18 protein-coding genes are annotated in these 22,179 nt (G+C 40.1%); 8 read left to right on the forward strand and 10 right to left on the reverse strand.

The annotated features are described in order from the left end of the window. The first annotated feature begins 61 nt into the window (after positions 1-61). Entirely contained in the window at positions 62-823 is a 762-nt protein-coding gene (locus tag H6G41_RS04160; RefSeq protein ID WP_190743874.1) for a hypothetical protein, read from the forward strand. A 105-nt stretch (positions 824-928) separates the two neighbouring features. Here the strand turns inward: H6G41_RS04160 and H6G41_RS04165 are convergent, their stop codons facing one another. Beyond that, on the reverse strand, positions 929-1,402 hold the full coding sequence (locus H6G41_RS04165) for a CRR6 family NdhI maturation factor (protein ID WP_190744099.1): 474 nt from the start codon (positions 1,400-1,402) through the stop codon (positions 929-931). Positions 1,403-2,838: 1,436 nt separating this feature from the next. Between H6G41_RS04165 and H6G41_RS04170 the strand changes: the two genes are divergently transcribed. The 3 genes from H6G41_RS04170 (at position 2,839) to H6G41_RS04180 (ending at position 6,234) form a co-directional block, all read left to right on the forward strand. After that, positions 2,839-3,285, forward strand: a complete 447-nt coding sequence (locus tag H6G41_RS04170) for a Fur family transcriptional regulator (protein WP_190743876.1) — start codon at positions 2,839-2,841, stop codon at positions 3,283-3,285. 383 nt (positions 3,286-3,668) lie between these two features. Continuing rightward, entirely contained in the window at positions 3,669-5,477 is a 1,809-nt protein-coding gene (locus tag H6G41_RS04175; RefSeq protein WP_190743878.1) for a DUF3685 domain-containing protein, read from the forward strand. Between the two features lie 31 nt (positions 5,478-5,508). Further along, entirely contained in the window at positions 5,509-6,234 is a 726-nt protein-coding gene (locus tag H6G41_RS04180; RefSeq protein WP_190743880.1) for a diacylglycerol/polyprenol kinase family protein, read from the forward strand. Positions 6,235-6,236: 2 nt separating this feature from the next. Here the strand turns inward: H6G41_RS04180 and H6G41_RS04185 are convergent, their stop codons facing one another. The 5 genes from H6G41_RS04185 to H6G41_RS04205 all read right to left on the reverse strand — a co-directional run bounded on the left by H6G41_RS04185 (position 6,237) and on the right by H6G41_RS04205 (position 10,849). Then, a complete protein-coding gene (locus H6G41_RS04185) occupies positions 6,237-6,791 on the reverse strand; it encodes a hypothetical protein (RefSeq protein ID WP_190743882.1) in 555 nt (184 codons plus the stop codon). 136 nt (positions 6,792-6,927) lie between these two features. Continuing rightward, the gene (locus tag H6G41_RS04190) at positions 6,928-8,436 is read right to left on the reverse strand and encodes an NAD(P)/FAD-dependent oxidoreductase (protein ID WP_190744102.1); all 1,509 of its coding nucleotides are present in this window, start codon (positions 8,434-8,436) and stop codon (positions 6,928-6,930) included. A gap of 142 nt (positions 8,437-8,578) precedes the next feature. Continuing rightward, a complete protein-coding gene (gene cobD / locus H6G41_RS04195) occupies positions 8,579-9,658 on the reverse strand; it encodes a threonine-phosphate decarboxylase CobD (RefSeq protein ID WP_190743883.1) in 1,080 nt (359 codons plus the stop codon). Between the two features lie 26 nt (positions 9,659-9,684). Then, on the reverse strand, positions 9,685-9,969 hold the full coding sequence (locus tag H6G41_RS04200) for an HU family DNA-binding protein (RefSeq protein ID WP_009457351.1): 285 nt from the start codon (positions 9,967-9,969) through the stop codon (positions 9,685-9,687). A 385-nt stretch (positions 9,970-10,354) separates the two neighbouring features. Next, the gene (locus H6G41_RS04205; RefSeq protein WP_190743884.1) at positions 10,355-10,849 is read right to left on the reverse strand and encodes a pentapeptide repeat-containing protein; all 495 of its coding nucleotides are present in this window, start codon (positions 10,847-10,849) and stop codon (positions 10,355-10,357) included. A 191-nt stretch (positions 10,850-11,040) separates the two neighbouring features. On the opposite strand from H6G41_RS04205, the gene gcvT reads away from it, so the two are divergent. The 3 genes from gcvT to gcvP all read left to right on the forward strand — a co-directional run bounded on the left by gcvT (position 11,041) and on the right by gcvP (position 15,828). Next, a complete protein-coding gene (gene gcvT / locus H6G41_RS04210) occupies positions 11,041-12,180 on the forward strand; it encodes a glycine cleavage system aminomethyltransferase GcvT (protein WP_190743885.1) in 1,140 nt (379 codons plus the stop codon). 145 nt (positions 12,181-12,325) lie between these two features. Next, positions 12,326-12,715 (forward strand): glycine cleavage system protein GcvH, encoded by a 390-nt coding sequence (gene gcvH, locus H6G41_RS04215; protein ID WP_190743886.1) that lies wholly within the window; start codon positions 12,326-12,328, stop codon positions 12,713-12,715. A 188-nt stretch (positions 12,716-12,903) separates the two neighbouring features. Further along, positions 12,904-15,828, forward strand: a complete 2,925-nt coding sequence (gcvP, locus tag H6G41_RS04220) for an aminomethyl-transferring glycine dehydrogenase (protein ID WP_190743887.1) — start codon at positions 12,904-12,906, stop codon at positions 15,826-15,828. 63 nt (positions 15,829-15,891) lie between these two features. Here the strand turns inward: gcvP and H6G41_RS04225 are convergent, their stop codons facing one another. Both H6G41_RS04225 and H6G41_RS04230 read right to left on the reverse strand, forming a co-directional pair. Then, positions 15,892-16,761 carry an NAD(P)-dependent oxidoreductase gene (locus H6G41_RS04225; protein WP_190743889.1) on the reverse strand — a complete coding sequence of 290 codons (870 nt, stop codon included), beginning with the start codon at positions 16,759-16,761 and terminating at the stop codon, positions 15,892-15,894. Between the two features lie 345 nt (positions 16,762-17,106). After that, positions 17,107-17,850, reverse strand: coding sequence for a tetratricopeptide repeat protein (locus tag H6G41_RS04230; RefSeq protein WP_190743891.1), 744 nt, complete (start codon positions 17,848-17,850; stop codon positions 17,107-17,109). A 699-nt stretch (positions 17,851-18,549) separates the two neighbouring features. On the opposite strand from H6G41_RS04230, the gene H6G41_RS04235 reads away from it, so the two are divergent. Then, positions 18,550-19,902: a pentapeptide repeat-containing protein gene (locus tag H6G41_RS04235; protein WP_190743893.1), complete on the forward strand. Its 1,353-nt coding sequence runs from the start codon at positions 18,550-18,552 to the stop codon at positions 19,900-19,902. A 213-nt stretch (positions 19,903-20,115) separates the two neighbouring features. Here H6G41_RS04235 and map read toward each other — a convergent pair whose 3' ends face one another. Beyond that, positions 20,116-20,889 (reverse strand): type I methionyl aminopeptidase, encoded by a 774-nt coding sequence (map, locus tag H6G41_RS04240; RefSeq protein ID WP_190743895.1) that lies wholly within the window; start codon positions 20,887-20,889, stop codon positions 20,116-20,118. Between the two features lie 18 nt (positions 20,890-20,907). After that, positions 20,908-21,912, reverse strand: a complete 1,005-nt coding sequence (locus tag H6G41_RS04245; RefSeq protein ID WP_190744104.1) for a Gfo/Idh/MocA family protein — start codon at positions 21,910-21,912, stop codon at positions 20,908-20,910. Positions 21,913-22,179 lie beyond the last annotated feature (267 nt).

A 22,179-nucleotide genomic window follows, 5' to 3' on the forward strand; every position in this document is an offset into this window, starting at 1 on the left:
TATGGTCTTTAGGTAGGTGCATGTACCACGACTTATGTTGATCTATCAAAAGGAAAAATAAATGGCGATTCGATTGCATGGCTTTCTTAGCAGTCCCAAGCGTTACATTCAGATTGAAAGTCAGCCACATCATATAACTGGAATTTTTAAACGAATTCTCCACTTTCAACGTTTGTATGGTTGCAAATTTTCTGACATTCATAATGCTTATTACGAATATGAAGCAGACGGAACTATAACTTTTTATCAAGCGCAAACAGACAAAACTTGTGAGTCAGGTATTTGGACGTATCTTGTATTTGAATGTTTAGAAGGTGAAGAAAAAATATTCCGCGATACTTTAATTGAGACCAACACCAGCCCTTTACAGCAAATCCTAGCAGGTCAAAAATTGACTCAAATTGCTGTAGATATTAACGAATACCTCAAATATAAAGATAATGAATGCGAATATTTGGATATTCAACTGCCTTATGACTGGAAGAATCAATTAGGTAATGAAATCGCCTATTTATTGCTAGAGGAAATTAAAGCTTTTAAATCTTCATCTGTATTTACAGAAGATGTAGGTAAAGAATATAGACAAGCAAGTTTAGATGGATTTATTCAAGCAGCACAAGAAATTTTAGCCAAAAATGGTACACTAGCAGATTTTGAATCTGCCCAATATGAAGTGCTAAATACAATTCAGACTTATGATATTGCTAACTTAATTATTGCATATAACGATTATCGGATATGGCAAGCTGCCTTACCCAGTAAATCGAAGGCAGTTGAATTTGCTTTTAATACGGCGTTAAGTTTGATATGTCGGATTAATTAAATATAGTCCATAGTAAAAATTACATGATATTGCATGTAAAGCAGTAGAGGCAAGGCAGTGCCTTGCCCTGAGAATTATCTGTACCTCACTGGCAATTTACTAGATTTAAAAAGCCTCAAAAAAAGCATCATCTAATTCATAACCAAGCATTTGCGCTAAAGATTTTAGTCGCGATTGCACGGGGAGATCTTGCTGTTTTAGCCAATCACTTAAAATAAAAATTTTGTGCATCAAAAATATTTCTAAGGCTTCAGGATTATACTGAATACCTTCTTTAGCGCTAAATTGATGGGGTACAAGCATGGCAGTATGGCGGGCAAACTCGCCTGCTTTCCAATCTAACAAAAAAGGTAGCCAGGGATATCTGGCGTCTAGACGGACAAACCACAGCCGCACCTCCGGAATCTCGGAAATTTCTCTGGGGTCTCCTGGCTCTAAATCGTATTTAATATCAAAGCGCAGTTGCTGTTCTTGGGATGCGATCGCGCCCTCTTGCAATAATTTTTCAATCACCGTTGAGGCGGGCGACAGATCCAGATGGTTAATGGAATCAGTATTGATGGCGATCGTGATTGTCATTGACTCAGCAGCTACTTTTTTTATACTCAACTGTAGGCTCGAGAATCCACAGTAGCAGCTTTTAGGTAGCGTTGCTACATTTGCCTCCATTTTTATGGGCAAAATTAAAGACGCGAAAAATATCGCGTCCTATAATGTCTTTGTCTATTTGCCGAAATTTAAAGAAAAATTCTTTGCTTAAGAGTTACTTGCATTCATTGTGCTTCTAGTCCTCCTGTGGGAAAGATAGTTAGTCTATAGCTCAAAACTAAATTTTGTTACCTTTGCTCTCTGTTCGCTCTTAGAATATGCCATTAACAATCACGCTTTAATTATTCATACTTCCAAGGTATAAACTCTGCGTGCATACATCTGTCCATTGTAATTTTTTTGATATAGTTAGTTACTCCATAAAAATTACACAGTAAATACTGAAAGCGCGGCTAACTGATTTATTAATAAGTTCAATTCCTGCTTTCTGTATTTACCTGTTAGACATTATGTAAATATGCGGAAGTTATGTTAATACGTGAATATGCGGAAATTTTGCGGATTTTGCCAATGGTTTCCGTGTTAATTACATTACGATTTTCGATTTGAGATGCTATGCCGAAAAAATTATTTTCTTTGTGTAGAGTAATTAGTTTATTTTCCGGAGAGTATCATGCAATTTGATTTTTAGGAAACTAATATCAAAATGTTTAGTACTAATACATGGTCAATAGTCAATAGTCAATAGCCAATGTTTAAGAAATTCTAGACTGTAGGATTTTGTACGGTTATTTTTAATTAAATATTAGGTATCTAAAATAACTTACTAATAATAATTACTGTATTTACCTTGGGTTGATTGTTAACTGCGCCGCACTGAAGCTCACTCGAAGTGTTAACCATCAACAGTCAACAATAGCAATGAAATATTTTTTGACTTGGAAGTCAATAACAGGCATATTCTTTGAGGCGAGGCTCCTATTCAGGACTTTAATCTTAACCAAAATGGTTAGAGCCGCTGAGGATAAATTCAAAGTTTTGATGTTTGTCATGCTTGCGTTAGTTCCTATGCAGAGACAGCAGCCGACAAGGCTATCTTATGTAGGTTGGTACGAGTATCCTATGTTTCCTATATTTGCCTGGTTACATGTTAGGGTTTGTTGGCATAGAGATTTCTAGCAGATCTCCTACTTAACAGATGTTTACTCTGCACGCGCAACACATCAGACCTTAGGTGGACATTACCAACCTATTTAAGCTAAAGTTGTAATGAGTTTGTTTTAGATTAGGAAGAGCAAAACGACCTCAACAAATAAACAATCTTCAGCTTGACTTGTAATTACCCCAGCGATTAACAGCAACTACACACTCAAGATCAAAAGTAGTAAAGTCCTCGCATATAAGTAAGAATAATCAATTTACCTTAAATGGGGAAAATTACCCCAACAGTTAACAAACTTAAAAATATGCCAAAACAAGCAGTAACTACAAAACCAATTCGTTCTTTAGAAGATGCTCTTGAGCAGTGTCAGTTGCTAGGAATGCGTGTTAGTCGCCAGCGTCGCTTTATTCTCGAATTGCTTTGGCAAGCTAACGAACATCTATCTGCTAGAGAAATTTACGATCGCCTGAACCAACAAGGTAAAGATATCGGGCATACTTCTGTCTATCAAAACTTAGAAGCGTTATCCAGTCAAGGTATCATTGAGTGTATTGAACGTTGTGACGGGCGTTTATACGGTAACATCAGTGATTCTCATAGTCATGTCAACTGTTTGGATACGAATCAAATTCTCGATGTTCATATAGAACTACCAGAAGAATTTATCCGTCAAGTTGAACAGCAAACTGGAGTGAGGATTACTGATTACAGTATTAATTTTTATGGTTACCGCAACACCCAAGCAAGTTGATTGTCACAATTGAGGTAAATGGCATCTTGAATTGTTGAGGTGTATTGGTGCGTTATGCTATGCGTTGACACAACGCTAGTCTGACGGTAGTTGCTACCCTATAAGTATTTTAGCTGTGGGAATTTTCATAAAAATCAGATAGACGTTTGTGTCCATAAAGAGAATTTAGGGAGATAAGCGTCATTTATTTTTTGCTGACTCGATTGTGGATTTGAGATTGATCCCTGACTTGAATGTATAGGGGTGAATCAGCAATTTTTAATTCTCTGTTTTGAATTTCCAATTGAAAATCAAAAATTTACAATCTCAAATTCGGTGACAATGAGGAGTGTCAAGGTTGTTGTCTAGCTGGGGAAGAACAGGTTTCTGTTTTTAAGCAAACTATGAGCGATCGCCCTCTGAGATTATTATTAGTTGATCAAGACCCAATTTTTCGTTTAGGGCTGCGGGTAGCATTGGTGGAAATGCCAAATTTGCTCATAGTAGCTGAAGTAGAAACAGATACCGCTGCTTTACAAGTTTTAGCAGAACTAGCCAAACAAGATCCAAACCAAGTAAATTTAGTGGTCTTGGAATTAGTTAATCATCGTTCCCCTAAGTTACAACAGCAAGGCTTACACCTTTGTGGACAACTCAAAACCTTGTATCCTTATCTGCCCATATTACTTTTAACGGCTGTTACAGAACCAGGGTTACTGTTAGCAGCAAAGGCGGCTGGTGTAGATGGTTACTGTCCTAAAGGTACTCCTGTAGCTGAATTAGTGGCGATTATGCAAGAAGTCGCTCAAGGTGGTTCTGCTTGGTTGGAAGCATTAGAAACTCAGGATTCAACAATCAAAAATCAAGATTTAGCAATCAGCAATCAGCAATCGGTACTCCCATTCGCTAAACTGCGAAATAATTTGCGTTTGTCAGGAATTACTTACATTGAAACCAGCCTCAGCGAGGTGACAGCAAAATTGCAAGTTCCTGGCTTAGCACTGATGGAGCAAGCAATTCTCGCTGGTAGGCGTAGAGAATTATTAGCAGCACGTTGGTTACTCAATCGGATGTCCGTTTCACAATCCGAAAGGGAACCAGAACAACAGCGATTTATGCCATCTTCTGTGCAATTACCATCAGCAGTTAATTCTGCAATTAGTGCCATTACTCCATTGGACGCAGAACAGTTACGAACTGTACCACCTTTACTTAGCCCCAGGGCATTGCAATCTAATTTATTTTCAGCTTGTATTAGTAAGTTGCAATTGCCTTTAGTCAATGTCACCGAGATTCCTTTAGAAATAGATATTTTGCGCGAAGATAAAAAGCGAGAATTACTTTATCTGATTTTACAAAAGCTGGCGCAACAATTAGATGACCTCAGGGCAGCGCAAATTTCCTATGATAAATTATATGATTTAAAGGAAACAATATTACGTGATTTATGGCAAGTGAGCCTGACAGATTTTTTTGGTAAATTTACGCGGGTGCAAATAGGCGATCGCTCTTTGGAAATTGTCAATTTTTTACTACAAAATATTGAAATTATTCAAAAAGAAATTCTCAATAAAATTCCTTTGATAATAGAGTTATTTGCCCATTTACTATTTCAAAATGATTTACAAATTGATAATAATTCTTACCCAGCAGGTAGCCCAGAAGCCCATTCACAAGCATTAATAATTGTAGAAAATTTGTTAATTCAGGTAGCTAATGGAGTAGTACAGCCGCTACTCAATTCTTTTGCAGATTTAGAAGTAGTTAAACAAGGATATTACGATCAGCGGTTGATTTCCACGAGAGAAATTGAAAGATTTAGGAATAATTTATCATGGAAATATCGATTAAATAATTATGTAAATGAGCCAAAGGCAATTTTTGAAAGCCGTTATGAAATATTTGTTTTCGCACCGCGTGGGATTGCAAAAACCTCAATTTATGCACCCCGCGCTCAAGAGTTAGCACAACTAGCAAATATCCCTTTGGTGGTAACTTTGGTATTAGAATTCCGTGATGCGATCGCACCTCAAATTCAATCACTCTTAGGTATTGTTGGCAGTGGAATTGTTTTTGTTCTCACTCAAGTTATTGGACGAGGGTTAGGTTTAATTGGTCGGGGAATTCTTCAAGGTATTGGGAGTGTTTCATTAACAGAAAAAGGCGTCAAGCGTAAAAGCGATAAAGGATCGAGAACAGGAAATAGGGGATGAGGAAATCAAAATAGAATCAGGGATACAGGAAATGAGTAATGACTGGATTGGCTATAGCGATTTTATTGGATTAGCAATATCTTATAGTTATGCGATCGCGCTACTTTTATTTGGTGAAGCACTGGGTAGACTGTTTCATGTCCCGCCAAATTTAACTCGTAAAATTATCCATGTTGGCGCAGGAATATGGGTATTTGGCGTACTCCTGCTGTTTAACCGCTGGGAAATGGGAATTATTCCCTTTGCTAGCTTTATTGGTGTCAATTACTTGCTTTACCGTTACCGGATTATCCGTGCAATGGATACTGACGATAGTTCACCAGGTACGGTATATTTTGCAATTTCTGTAACATTGTTGTTTGCGTTATTGTGGCGACCCTCTGGCCCTGTAGATTATGTCCCAATTGCGGTAGCTGGAGTTATGGCGATGACTTGGGGAGATGCGCTAGCAGCATTAATAGGGAGGCGCTTCGGTCAACATAAGTACCAAGTACTCAATTCTGTTCGTTCTTGGGAAGGTTCATTAACAATGTTTCTCGTCAGTACAACAGCGATTTTTTTAGTATTAATCTTACTACCTACCTCTTCGCTCAGTCCCCTAGCAGTAGCTTATGGAGTTGATAAAGCAGCCTTGGCGGCTTTAGTTAGCGGTGCTTTAGCTACATTAGCTGAGGGAGTGTCACCTCATGGTACAGATAACCTTAGCGTGCCTTTAGTGACAGCAGGTGTCATCTGGGTGATAATTAATAATTTGTAGTTTTATGCAAAAGGTTTTTCGGAAAAATTCACTTGAGACATAACTTGTGTACGTATTGAACTAGCAGCCTTCTCTGCAATTTCTTCCCTATCAGAATCATTCAGCAGTTTTGTAAGTAAGAATTTGAGAACTTCACGGTTAGAGATAAACTCTTCACCGTATAATTCATCTTGTAATAAAGTAGCTTCTAAGTAGGGTATTAGTTCAGATGAAGGAGATAGCAAACGCTGTTTAATGCAAGTCATTGCAGTTTCTGTTGCGGCTTTTGTACCTACACCTAAGTTCCAAGTTTCAATTATGAGTCTGATTTCTTTGTTCAGCGATATACGCAACTTTGATAAGCGCTCAAATAAAGATAAGTTGAAGATTAAAGGTGGTAGTGCATTAACCCAATTCAAACCAGCATTATCCAAACCAGCTCTAAGAGTGAAATTTTCTTCATCTTCAATCCAAACAGCTTCATTGAGCCATCCTTCACCAAAAAGCAAATTTACAGCTTCTTGAGTTGTGATTAACTGGTTTACCTCAGAATTATTATTTTGCTGTTTAGGATTCATGAATTTTTACCTTATCTGATTCTTAATGCACCTTAATAAAAATAAACTAATACCGATTAAATTAATTACTGTAACATCTGGATTATCTCAAATTAGGGGATAAATTCCCATAATATCCAATTTGGCTGGGCATTTATTAAATATTCCAATCCCGGCGGAAATGGAAGAAACTTTCTATAAATTCTTGTCTAGCAAGGTCACTATTTAACTTTTGCTTGTGCCATTCTTGTACAGATTGTTCGATAATTTCTGTAAAACTAGGATAGATAGGTGAAAAATTTTCTAGCTGCTGAATTTTCAAATTTTGAGACATTGCCAAAGCGATTATATTAATTAGTTCTCCTGCATCTGTACCAAATATTTCGGCTCCTAAGATTTCGCCGTTGCGGAATAAGATTAATTTACAAATACCTGTAGTTTTGTTATGAATTTGGGCTGCTGCTACTGCTTTAAAATATTGTCGTAAGACTAAAATTTCTTGATAATGATATTGCTGCTTTGCTTTTTTCTCTGTTAAGCCTACTCGTGCTAATCTCGGCTGAGAAAATATCGCTAAAGGTAAACAACGATAATTAACTCGTGAAATTGGCAGAAATAGAGCATTATTTAATGCTGTTCTGACTTCATATTTGGCAACATTAATAAAATCATAGCCCCCAATTACATCACCACAAGCATAAATTCGCGGATTGGTAGTTTGCAGTTTATTATTGACTACTAAATGACGCTGATACCATTTGACATTTACTGCTGCTAAATTGAGACCTTCCACATTTGCTTGCTGTCCAGTTGCTACTAAAATTTCATCAGTCTCAATAGCTTTATCTCCCGCTTGAATCCACTTTTTATCTTCAATTCGCCTCACCTGAGTTACTTGGGCTTGAGTGATAATACGTACACCGTCAATTTCTAATTGTGCCTGAAGTAACTTAGCGATTTCTGGATCAATACTCGGTAAAATTTGCGAACCCTTGACGACAAGTGTGACGTTGCAACCCAACCGTGCTAATGTTTGAGCGATTTCTATGCTTTGGGGTAAGCCACCAAGAATCACCCAATTTTTTGGTGGTGTTGGGGTGGGAGAATTGGGGCTGTATTTTCCTCGCCCGTACAGGAGGAATTGCCAAATGTTGGATAAGGTAAGGTAGCCGGTGGCTAACAATCCATCAATTTCTGGAATGCTTGGACGGGAACCAATGGCTAGTAAGTAGTTACGGGATCTTAGAAGGCGTTGGCTTAGCCCGGCGCTAGCATCGCCAATAGCAAATGCAAGATGGGGTGAAGATTGAAATTGACCATTGTCACAAATTACATCCACTCCTAAGGCAGCTAGGTTAGTGATAGAATGCTGTGCCTCTATATTGGAGGCGACACCTTGGGCATATAACATCGCCTCTGGCAAGACTACAGATATTGGCGATTTTTCTGGAGTTTCCCACTGTGAGCCAGGAATACTTAAACCAACTGATTCACGCAGATGTTGGGCTAGATTACCAATTTCGCTAATGGCTTGGTGATAGTAAAACCCATAATTAAGTTTGGGTTCCACCAAGGCAACTTTAGCGTGTAGTTGCTTAGCAACTAACGCTGCATAGCGTGCAGTCAGACTGCCACCAATAATTACAACGTCATATTCAATAGGCATGGGGCATTGGGCATGGGGCATTGGGCATTGGGTATTTGTCTCCGTCAATTAATTAGGAATTATGAATTACGAATTATTTAGTTAGTGGCCAGTTGAAAGTTAGAGGTAACTGGCCATTAACTGTTGATAACTGACGCAAAACTCAACACTCAGCAGTTATTACTGAGTTTAACGCTGTGAGTAGGCGTTGGTTATCGGCTTGAGTACGTACAGCAGTGCGGAAAAAGCGATCGCCCAGTTCTTTAAAACTTAAGCAATCGCGAATTAAAATTTGGTGATACGTCAGTAATTGCTGCTGCAACTGCGTAGTTGACTGATTTGACTCGATCAGCAAAAAGTTGGCAGCGCTATTTTTTGGTTGTAATCCTGGAATTGTCGCTAAACCTCCAAGGAGTTGAGTTCTTGCAGGTGGTAGCCATAACCAGGTTTGTTGTTGAAATTCCCTATCTTTGAGTGCAGCAATCGCCGCTGCTGCTGCCAATGTATTGACAGGCCAGGGGTCACGCCACAACTGCCATTTTGATAGGCGGTCGGGATGAGCGATCGCATATCCCAGTCTTAGCCCAGGCAGACTGTAAAATTTTGTGAGCGATCGCAACACTACTAAATTTTCATATTCCTGTACTAGCGCTATGAGACTTTGTTCCTCTTCAGGCGACAAGAAGTCCATAAACGCTTCATCTACCACTACTAAGGCAAATTGATCCAGGTAGGGAAGAATTGCTTCCCGTAAAAAAAGCTTTCCCGTTGGATTGTGGGGATTGTTGAGAAGTAATCCTTTGTCCCGAAAATTTTGATTTCCTTTGTCAAGGAAAGATGACAAATGAGCTTCCGATTCCCAAGAAACGGGAAACTCCAGTACTTGAGCGTTATATGCCGACAAAGTCCGGTAGTAGTCGCCAAAGGCTGGAGTTATTAAAACGGTTGCGGCTAATTGAGCTAATTCTCGGCCAACTAAAGTAAGTAATTCTGCTGAGCCATTACCCGGCAGAATCCACTCAAAAGGTAGTTGATGGAAGTGACTGAGAGCGAGCCTCAGTTCACTGTAATTAGGATCTGGATAGTGCCTAAGATTACCAATTTGGGATTGAATAGCCGCGATCGCGCTATTCGGAGGCCCCAACGGGCTAATACTGGCAGAAAAATCCAGAATAGCAGCAGGGGGACAGCCAGCCAGTGCTGCTGCCCAAGCTAAATTGCCCCCATGTGCTCTTTGCCGCATCAAATCAACGTTCCTAGAACTAGAACCTACGATTTTGGGGGTGCAACCTTTTCCCTAAACAACTTCCCAGCAGAGAAAGCCGGAACTTTGGTAGCGGGAATTTCCATCTTTTCGTTGGTTTTAGGGTTACGACCTTCACGGGCTTTGCGTTCCCGTGATTCAAAGGAACCAAAGCCTACCAGTGTTACCTTATCGCCAGAAGAGACAGCTTCAATGATAGTTTCCAAAGCCGCAGTCAGAACTGCATCGGCTTGCTTCTTGGTCACACTAGCCTTTTCAGCTACCGCATCAACTAATTCACCTTTGTTCATAAATCAAACTCCTTGAGGTTTTCTTGAGATTCAGTACAGATGCACCTTGAAGCATCCCTACGGAAATCTCTGTTTGTAGGAATACAAAAGTCATCCCTTGGGAGCATTTTTACTCAAAATGGCTGCAAATCCCATCGGCTCGACTTTTCAATGAATCATTCTAAGGTGTAGTAGCCTGATGTGGATATATGAAACCGTTAATTTATATAGATTTCAGGATTTTTTGTGTTTTGAGGGTGATTGTTTCCCGCGAAACCACCCCTTTTGTAGGAATAAATACTTAGTAAAAACCCTTGTGTCGGGGGCAGGGGGATGAGGGAAGGGAGATAGGGAGGACAAGAGAGATAAATTAAGAAATGCCCAATGCCCCATGCCCCATGCCCATTTACCTACAGCCTAACGATTCACGAGTATCTACGCCAGTTTTAGGATTAACGCCGCTAGCTTTAGCGCAAAGTTTCTTAACTTGGATTCCGTCTAAGACGGCGTTGGTAAAATCTGCGCCTGTGATGTTCACTTCGTCAAAGGTAGAACGCAACATCATGGCTTCTGTGAAAATCCCATCGCTTAAGTCCGCACCCCTAAACTTTGCTAAGTAGGCGATGCCATTACTAAAATCGACACCATGCAGACTGACTCCCTGCAAAACTGTACCGTTAAATACGACACCCCGGAGGTCAGCATTGCTAAAATTGGCATTTTCTAAATTGAGGTTGGTAAACTCTGTGCCAATGAGACTTTGCCCTGAGTAATCCTTACCTGTGAGTTCGTCGCCAGCAGAACGGGTAATACTGGAAGAACTTGCAGCTTGCGCTGATAAGGGAAATAAAAAAAGAACCATAGCTAAGACCAAACTAGCTAGTATTTGCCTATACTTCATAACTTTTGCTTAATAAATCTCAACACTTCTGCCATTAACTATTAAACCCTACTGGACAGAAGTATGAAAAACACCACATTCTTGCTGAAGCAGTTTTTCGTCATCGAGAAAAGTTACCAATGCTCAATACCTAATGCCCATCTCGTAGGATAGATAGATGTTGAAGTGCGATCGCAAACAAAAAAATAGCTGTGGCTAAACAAGAATCAGAAATCGCCTCATTTTTGGCGAGAACTCCTTTATATCAACTGGGTGTGGAACTGAAAGCACGGCTCACCAGTTTTGGTGGTTGGGAAATGCCGGTACAGTTTGCTGGCATTACCAGCGAACATGAGGCTGTCAGAAATGCAGCCGGAATGTTCGATATTTCCCACATGGGTAAATTTACTCTCAAAGGTGAAAACCCGATTTCTCAACTACAAGCTTTAGTTCCCTCAGATTTAAGTCGTCTCAAACTAGGTCAAGCACAATACACAGTATTGTTAAATCCTCAGGGCGGAATTATTGACGACATTATTGTTTATTACCAAGGTGAAGACAGCACTGGTAAACAACAAGTGGCAATTATTGTTAATGCTGCAACCACAGGTAAAGATAAAGCATGGCTATTGCAACACCTTGATTTGAAGACAGTGGAATTTCAAGACCTGTCACCAGATAAAGTTCTACTAGCTTTACAAGGGCCAAAAGCCGTTAGTTATCTCCAGCCTCTTGTAGAAGCAGATTTAAACCCCATTAAAGCTTTTGGGCACCTGCAAGCACCAATACTAGGAAAAACAGGCTTCCTCGCCCGTACAGGCTACACTGGCGAAGATGGATTTGAGATCATGGTTGATCCAGAAGTGGGGATAGAATTATGGCAACGTCTTTATGATGCTGGTGTAATTCCCTGCGGTTTGGGTGCTAGAGATACCCTCAGACTAGAAGCCGCGATGGCACTTTATGGACAAGATATTGATGACAACACTACCCCCCTAGAAGCAGGTTTAGGTTGGCTAGTGCACTTAGATACCAAAGGTGATTTTATTGGTCGTGCCGTTTTAGAACAGCAAAAAGCAGCAGGTGTGCAGCGTCGGTTGGTGGGTTTGCGAATGTCAGGCAGGAATATTGCCCGTCATGGTTACCAAGTATTATCTTCAGGTACAGTAGTAGGGGAAGTTACCAGTGGTACAGTCTCACCTACACTCGGTTATCCGATTGCTTTAGCTTATGTCCCTTCCCAGCTAGCCTCTGTGGGTCAGCAACTAGAAGTGGAAATTCGCGGTAAAGCTTACCCAACATCTGTAGTGAAACGACCTTTTTACCGTTCAAAAAATAAATCGCGTGACTAACTAAGCTAACGCGCCAAAGCCGAACCAAAAAAATCTCAAATTGGCAATCTAAAATTTAAAATTGCCAGTCAAAGTATGGTTAATTACCCAATATGCCTTGGATTAATCTTGAGGCAATAATTTTTTGATGTGATGAGGGAAATCTATGTCTTTTGAATATCCTCAGGATTTAAAATACCTGGATACTCATGAATACGTGCGGTTAGAAGGTGAAATTGCTACCATTGGCATTACCGAATTTGCCGTAGATCAATTAGGCGATATCGTGTTCTTAGAATTACCTGAAATTGGCGATGCGATTACTAAGGGAGATACCTTTGGTTCAATTGAATCAGTCAAAGCCGTTGAAGACCTGAATGCGCCTGTTACCGGCACAGTTATTGAACGTAATGATGAATTGATCGAAACTCCAGAACAAGTTTCAGAAGACCCTTACGGTGAGGCGTGGTTCCTCAAAGTTCGCGTCAATGACCCCGATGAAATCAACGATGCTTTGAGCGCAGACGAGTATCGCGCCCAGGTGGAAGGAGAATAGGAAAAATAGGGGTAGGGGGTAGGGAGGACAAGGAATTTTAGATTTTAGATTTTAGATTTTAGATTTTAGATTCAAACCCAATCCAAAATTGCAAATCCAAAATCGAATTGCCCAATGCCCCATACCCAATACCCAATTCCCTCAGACTTATTGCAAAATATTAAATAGTTCCATCGGGAGAGCAATTTGTGGTAAAAGCCCCTATTCCCAAGTCTAGCGATCGCCAAATCTTAGACCAAAGGAAGCAAAAGTTAGATAATTTTATACAAAGGCATATCGGGCCGAACTCTGATGACATCAAGCAAATGCTCGGTGTATTGGGTATTTCCAGCCTAGATGCGTTAATCGATCAAACTGTACCTCAAGGAATTCGCCTCAATGGAGTATTAAAATTACCAGAGGCTCAATCTGAGTACACAGCTTTAAGTCAATTAAAAAAAATTGCTGAGAAAAATCAAATTTTCCGTTCCTTTATTGGCATGGGTTATTACGACTGCATCACCCCACCAGTGATTGGGCGGAATATTCTGGAAAACCCTGGTTGGTATACAGCTTACACTCCCTATCAGCCAGAAATTGCCCAAGGACGCTTGGAAGCGCTGTTAAATTTCCAGACACTAATTATCGATTTAACAGGTTTGGAAATTGCGAATGCTTCACTACTTGATGAAGCAACCGCCGCCGCCGAAGCTATGAGTTTGAGTTACGGCGTTTGTAAAAATAAAGCAAACGCCTATTTTGTTTCCAGTGATTGTCATCCCCAAACTATTGATGTGCTGCAAACCAGGGCTAAACCTCTGGGGATAAATATTATTATTGGTGACCATCAAATCTTTGATTTTGAGCAACCAATTTTTGGGGCAGTTCTGCAATACCCTGCTAGTGATGGCACAGTTTACGACTACCGCGCTTTTATCGAAAAAGCCCATGCTAAGGGTGCATTGGTGACGGTAGCAGCAGATCCCTTAAGCTTAACTTTACTCACCCCTCCTGGTGAATTTGGGGCTGATATTGCCATTGGCAGTACGCAGCGTTTCGGCATTCCTTTGGGCTTTGGCGGGCCTCATGCAGCATACTTTGCTACTAAGGAAGAGTATAAGCGTCAGGTTCCAGGGCGAATTGTTGGTGTATCTAAAGATGCCCAAGGTAAACCTGCATTACGTCTAGCTTTACAAACCCGCGAACAACACATTCGTCGGGAAAAAGCTACAAGTAATATTTGTACTGCTCAAGTACTATTGGCTGTGATGGCGAGTATGTATGCTGTCTATCATGGCCCAGATGGGTTGAAGAATATTGCCGAGAATATCCATCAGCTAACTTTAATTTTGGCGGCGGGATTAAAGCGTCTGGGTTACAGCATCAGTTCGGAACCGTTTTTTGATACTTTGCGGGTAGAACTGGGAAGACGCAATTTAGAGACAATTCTCGCAGATTGCCAAGCACGTAATATTAATTTACGCATTTTTGCTGAGACTGCGGTGGGTATTTCTTTAGATGAGACAACCACAGTCGATGATGTGATAGAACTATGGCAGATTTTTGCTAATAGCGATCGCCTAGATTTTGATTTTGCCGAAATAGCAGATGCGATCGCCACACAGCGACCATCACCTTTACAAAACTCCACTTTTGCCCGTACCAGCAATTACCTAATTCACCATGTATTTAACCGCTATCACTCCGAAACCGAGTTACTGCGTTATCTACATCAACTAGAAACTAAAGACTTATCTTTAACTACATCAATGATTCCTTTAGGATCTTGCACGATGAAGTTAAACGCCACTGCGGAGATGATACCCGTTACCTGGGCGGAATTTGGCAAAATTCATCCCTTTGCACCGCCATCTCAAACCCTGGGTTATCAAATCCTGTTTCAGCAACTAGAATCATGGTTAGCTGAGATTACAGGATTTGCAGGAATTTCTTTACAACCTAATGCTGGTTCTCAAGGTGAATACGCCGGGTTGTTGGTGATTCACGAATATCATCAAAGCCGAGGCGAAGCACACCGTAACGTCTGCTTGATTCCTACCTCAGCACATGGAACTAACCCAGCTAGTGCGGTAATGTGTGGAATGAAGGTTGTCGCTGTCGCCTGTGACTCACAAGGTAATATTGACGTTAATGACCTCAAAGCCAAAGCTGAAAAACACAGTCACGAACTAGCGGCGTTAATGGTGACATATCCCTCAACTCATGGCGTTTTTGAGGAAGCCATTCAAGAAATCTGTGCTGTAGTTCACGAACATGGCGGACAGGTTTACATGGATGGGGCGAATATGAACGCCCAAGTGGGAATTTGTCGCCCTGGCGATATTGGCGCGGATGTTTGTCACCTCAACCTACACAAAACCTTCTGTATTCCGCATGGCGGCGGTGGCCCTGGTATGGGGCCGATTGGCGTGGCTTCCCATCTGGTAGAATTTCTCCCAGGACACCCATTAGTCAAAATGGGCGGTACGTTAGGGGCGGTAGCAGCTGCGCCTTGGGGTAGTGCTAGCATCCTGGTAATTTCTTGGATGTATATTGCCATGATGGGTGCGGCTGGTTTAACCCAAGCAACTAAAGTCGCAATTTTGAATGCTAACTATATCGCCAAGCGACTTGAACAGTATTATCCCGTATTGTATCAAGGGAAAAATGGACTAGTTGCCCATGAATGTATTTTAGATTTGCGATCGCTCAAAAAATCGGCGGGTATCGAAATCGATGATGTCGCCAAACGGCTGATGGATTACGGCTTTCACGCGCCAACAGTCTCCTGGCCTGTGGCTGGTACAATCATGGTAGAACCTACAGAAAGCGAATCTCTAGAAGAATTAGATCGTTTCTGTGAGGCTTTAATTGCTATTCGCCAAGAAATCGCCGAAATTGAATCAGGTAAGGTGGATGTGCAGGATAACGTTTTGAAAAATGCGCCCCACACAGCCGAAAGCTTAATTACTGGCGAATGGAATCATCCCTATTCTCGCGAACAAGCAGCCTACCCCGCACCTTGGACGCGCCAACATAAATTCTGGCCGAGTGTTGGTAGAATTGATGCAGCTTTTGGCGATAGGAATTTTGTCTGTTCTTGTCTCCCAATGGAAGCTTATTCCCAGGAATAAGTACTGGTAAAATATAACTATTAAAAATCACGCTAAGGTGTAAAGCCTTAGCGCGATTTTTTATTAATTAACTAACGCTGCTAACTCTTCTTTTATAGATAAAGGTTTATATCCTAACGCAAAGGCTTTAGAACTATCTAAAGAAACATCTGCCGGTCTTGGTGCTGCCATTTTTACATCTTTTTGATAACAGCCTTTAATTTTTGCATCAGTAATTTGAAATACCTCTACCAATAATTGACCAAAATCGTAACGGGAAATTCTTTCTTTACCGCCTAAGTGAATCAATCCTTGCACTTTTTCTAAGGCTAATAACAAACCTTTAGCAGCAGTTGTACCACTTGCAGGTGTGCGGAATTCATCGATAAATAAATTCAGTTCTTTTCCTGCTTTTAATGTTTCCATAAATGGTTGAATAAAGCTATTTGCAGTTGGCGTACCTATACCAAACATTAATGGCATCCGACAGACTGCGGTATTAGGATATCTTTCCAAAATACCTATTTCAGCTTTTACTTTTTGTTCACCATAAATACTCACAGGAGATACTATATCTGTTTCTTGATAGGGAGCATTTAAGCCATTAAATACTAAGTCTGTTGATGTAAATGCACAAGGAATAGCATAATCTGCACAAAGTCCAGCTATATTACATGATGCTGTAACATTAATTTTATAGGATTCTTCAGGATGATTTTGGCAAAAGTTAGGTTGAGAAAGTGCTGCTGTATGAATAACTGCGGTTGGATTAATTTTATTAAATATATCTTTTAATTCTTGAAATTCTGTTAAGTTAATTTTTAACATTTTGACATCAGGTATTTCTATGGTATGGGAAAAATAAGTACCATAAACTTCCCATTCTGTTTTAGCTAATTGACAAATATGCCATCCTAAAAAGCCACTAACGCCAGTAATCAATAATTTTTTCATATTTTTTTGGAAAATAATCTAACTATAAATAAGTCGAACAGAGCAAATAATTAAATGCAGTGATGACTAAAGTTATCAAATAATGACTTCAGTCATTACTACAAAAACAATTTCAATCTTTTGATAATTATTAATATAGTTAAGTTTATTCAATATCATATTCTATATAAATCCGATGTAATTATCGAAAAACTATCAGTAGGCTGTGTAGTCGCCAAGCACTACACCGCGTTTTACAGTAGATTACGAATACTGACACTACATATAAAGATAAGGATACAACAATGTTGTACCCTTATCTTTATCTATGTTATGTATATTTCCAAAAACTAAAAATTTTATATATTATTGAATCAATCTTAGCAATCTTTTATCGCTACGTATTTTATTGAAATCTGGATCGGTTTTTGCCAAGTTCTTATATTTAGCAGGAGCCAGCTTGATAGCTTTTTCTAGGTTTGTAACTGCTAATTCTACATTGGATTGTAAAGCATAAGAACAAGCTTTGTTGTAATAAGCTTCATGCTTACCTGGCTTAATTGCGATCGCCTTATCGTAGGATTTTAATGCTTCTGGGTATTTTTGCAGTTCTGTCAGTGCAATCCCTCGGTTAATCCACGCTTCAGCTTTTTTGGGGTTGAGGGCGATCGCTTTATCATAAGCAGCGATCGCTTCTTGATAGCTTTTTAAGGATGTTAAGGCATTACCGCGATTAAACCAAGTTATATCCTTGTCAGGCTTGATGGTAATTGCTCGATCATAGGAGGCGATCGCTTCTTTGTAGCGTTGTAAAGATGTTAAAGCATTACCTCTGTTTATCCAAGCTTCAGCTTGTTTGGGATTGAGGGCGATCGCTTTATCATAAGCAGCGATCGCTTCTTGATAACGATGACGATCTAACAGGTTATTAGCTTGATTCAAAAAATCCTCAGTTTTTGGCGAAGATTTTGCTTTAATTAGCAGTTGGGAAACATTACTTTCCTGTACAACTTGCTTGGTGTTTTCTGCCGTTGAATTTGCCCAATCACTACAGCCAATTGTTGAGAAAGTGATAAAGCTAGAGGCAATCAAGCAGCGCCGTAAGACCATGCTCTACCTACAGAACTCATAATTATGATGCTAGAACTTGTTTATCTAAAAAAATAGTATCAAACTACACTATTTTTATCAATTATTGCTTTATTTTACCTCTTTTAAGCTATCTGTTTTTATACGCAAAGATAATAAAACAATACCATAAAATATTCCCTAAAATCAAAGTTTTATGTAAATTAAATATCAATTTTCTGTAAACCTGGCTCGTTTTCTAAACACGCTAAATCATTGTATTTCAAAAAACACTCGTCTTATTAAAGAGTTCAGGCATTTAAAGCCTACACAATTTTATTTATTTACGAAATATTTTTATTTATTTTAAACATAGCTTTAATACAAATATTTCATCTTAAAACTATCGATTATATATAAATTTAAATTAACATAAAAAACGAATTATATTTTTTGTCGCTAGATAATTCATCCAAAGTTATTTGTCCACCAAGCAAGCATTTGAAAACAAAAAATAGAAATAAATTAAAACTTAATTACTGACGAAGGTGGAAAATCTAACCAAAACAGATTTATAAGAATTAGAATTTGGAAATTGAACTTTTGAATTTCTAAATAGGCTAACTCATGCCTAAATTCTGTCGGAATCAGGAATTAGCTGAGTCATATTGCCCTACCCTACCCTCAACCAGTTAATATAAAACAGCTGTGATTTGAGTATGCTGGGGCACAATAGAAAGAATGACGATTGAATCCAACTCCTCCAATTCACCAACCCCAGATCCCATTTCCGAACACGACTTGCAACCTGATGATTTTGATGGTGGGACAGGTGAGCATAACCTGTCACCAGATGGCTTGGCTACACAACAAGCCTTAGCGGCGATCGCGTCTTTGCAATCTCCGCAACATACAGCGGCTTTGCAGCAAGCCCGTTCTTCTTTTCAGCCACAGACAAGCAATCTATTTACAGTCAAGCCGAGAGCATTGCTAATTAGTTTATTAGCGATCGCCATTACTATCATCGGAATAGCTGTGAATAACTGGCTAATTGGCATTTTTGGTACTCTAGTGACTTTAATGCTGTCTGTAGCGATGTTATTACCTTGGCTGCAAAACATAATCCGACAATGGTTTTCACCCCAAGATAGAACACTATTGATCGCTTTCTTCGGACTAGTAGTAGCGATTATCGGCTTAGTGAAATTCTCCGGACTTGGCGATCGCTTGTTAGCTTGGGGACGTAAGGTTAATTGGGAAGCTTCTGGTACATTGGCGGAGTGGTTTGGTGCTTTGGGACAAATTCTCATTGCCATCATCGCTGTTTACGTAGCTTGGCGACAATATATTATTTCTAAAGATCTAACAATTCAGCAAAACCTGCTGACAGTACAACAAAATATTATTACTCAGCAGCAAACAATCGATTCCTATTTCCAAGGGATCTCAGATTTAGTATTAGATGAAGAAGGATTATTAGAAGACTGGCCCCAAGAAAGGTCAATAGCAGAAGGACGCACAGCCGCAATTTTAAGTAGTGTGGATGGTAGCGGGAAAGCTAAGATTCTTCGCTTTCTTTCCCGTTCCAAATTACTTACACCCCTCAAACGCGATCGCCGTTTAGGAAGAGCTATTCTTAATGGTGTCGGCGGTTATGCTGAAGACCGGATTGAAGGTGTACGTGTCATCGATTTAGGTGTCATGTTAGCTGGTGCAGACTTAGCGGGTACCGATTTACGTTGGACAGATCTCAGCGAAGCTAATCTTGTCCGCGCCAATCTCAGTAGTTGCGACTTAGTAAAAGCCAACCTCTCCCGCGCTATCCTGTATGATGCCAAACTCCGTAACGCTGATCTTAATGGCGTGCGTCTATTTTATGGTTCTGTAGAAAATGCGTCACCGCGCAGTCGTACTGTACCCCCGAATTATCAAACGGGAGAACATACGGGTGCTGTCATTGAAAATGCTGACTTTACTGATGTACAACGAATGTCAGATGCAGCACGTTACTACTGCTGTGCTTGGGGTGGCGAACAAACTAGAGGTACTATTCCTGGCGGTTGTGAAGGTATTCCTAATAAATTAGGGCGGTAATAAATTTTAGATTTTAGATTTTGGATGATAAAATTAAAGTTTTTTCTTTGTAGTCAGGACTTCAATCTTGATTTTTTTTAATTTCAATATCGCTGGGTATTATTAATCAAGCCAGAACGAGAAATAAACTATGTTGTGGAAACGCATAAATAAAAATACCCACCATATTAATATGTTGGTGGGCATTAAATAATTTTATTTACGAATTACGAATTACGAATTATCTTCCACTTGAGTAAGAATTTCTACCCCATCTTCAGTGACAGCAATAGTGTGCTCAAATTGCGCTGAGAGTTTGCGATCGCGTGTTACCGCTGTCCATTTATCGCTGAGAACTTCTACTTCCCAAGTACCTTCATTAATCATTGGCTCAATTGTAAATACCATTCCCGGACGGAGACGCTTACCTTTACCGCGCGTACCATAGTGAGGGATATCTGGTGCAGTATGGAATATGTTGCTGATTCCATGTCCTACAAAGTCTCGCACTACAGAAAAGCCTTGAGCTTCAGCATACTCTTGAATAGCTGCACCAATATCGCCAATTTTCGCGCCTGGCTTCACCTCAGCAATTCCTAAGCGCAGACATTCCTCTGTTACCTCTACTAATTTTTTCACTTTTGGTGAAGGGTTACCAACTAAAAAGGTTCTGGAAGTATCACCATGATAGCCATCAAGAATGGGCGTAACATCGATATTGATAATGTCTCCATCCTTGAGAATTTGTTTAGGATTCGGAATTCCGTGACAAATGACCTCATTCACACTAGTGCAAATCGATTTAGGAAACCCTTTATAACCCAGTGGTGCGCTTTTAGCACCATGCGCTTGCGTCCAACGTTCGGCTTCATCATTGAGTTGCTGAGTAGTTACGCCTGGCTTAACCATTGCTTCTAGATGCTTGAGGAGTTGGGCGGCTAAACGTCCTGCCCTACGCATCTTTTCTATTTCTCGTTGGGATAAAATAACAATCGTTTCGGTTTTCATCAACTGTAATTTCTCTGTCTAAATATCTTTCATAAATATAGTTAAGCCTGTTTCAGCCGCCCTTTTTGCCGCTTCACCAACCTTTAATGTATATAAACTAGCTTCTGGGGTGACATAGAGAGGTTTACCATCAAAGATACGATCTAACACCATAGTAGTGTCTTTAGCAAATAAACCCCGACGGCTACCAACTTCTATTGGTTTTGTTTCACCGCCTTGAATCAAAAATCCTTGGTCGCCATCAAAAACTAAGCCGCCTTGGTCACCATGCACTTCAAACTTTCGTTCTTGTTGCCAAAGAGTTTCACCTTTGCCATATACTACCTGTGCTAATAGTCCGCTAGTAAAGCACAATTGAGTCAGACACAAGCCGGTTTGATAGTAGTCTGGTTCAATTTGCCAAAATCGCTGGTGACAGTTAACTGTAAATACTTCACCAAACAAATCTGTCAGACGATGCAATCGGGAAAGCGCACCTATTAAAGGGAAGCCGAACAACTCATGATTATAAGTCCACTTGCGGGGTGCGGGATGCTTTGGTGTAATTGTGCTGTAGCGGACATAAAAAATATGACCTACTTTCTCTATGTGTTGTTTTAAAGTTTGATGCAATCCGCCCAACAGTTCAATATGTTCCACATGTAGAAGTTTATTTTTAGCTTTGGCTAAGGCAATAATTTCTTGTGCTTCCACTACATCCAAAGCCAGGGGATATTCCACAATTACATGTTTACCATGTGTGAGTGCAGCTCGAGCGATCGCACCATGATCGCGATTAATTGTCGATATGATTACTAGATCTATATCTTCCCGCTCTACTAGCTGTTGCCACGACCTCATAGCCTCAGCTTGGTACTCTTGAGCGAAGGCTTGGGTATTTTCTAATTGATGTCCAGCGATCGCTAATAAATGCGATCGCCCATCTTGCAGCAATGCTTCCGCCCGCAACTTTGCCGCATATCCAGTACCAACCAACCCCACCCGCACTTTTGCTGTTGTTAAATAGGCCTCGGAATTATCCATGAGCGTTACTAGTTCTGTTTGTAGATTTTCTGTATGGGCAAAGCTCATTGCTTTTACTGTACAGCCCTCTGCTCAAGCTGTAGATGCCACCAGCGACACTTACTACCCTACTACTTTATGTACGAAATATTCCTATCAGAAGGCTATTAAGTGGGCATTGGGCATTGGGCATTATTTATTTCTCTGCTTCACCGCATCTCCCCTGCTCCCTGCTTCATCCTCCTTGTTGCCTATTTCCTCTAGCTCCCAAGCCCCTAGCCACAAATC

It is taken from the genome of Tolypothrix sp. FACHB-123 (assembly GCF_014697075.1).
In the GTDB taxonomy this organism is placed as follows: domain Bacteria; phylum Cyanobacteriota; class Cyanobacteriia; order Cyanobacteriales; family Nostocaceae; genus Aulosira.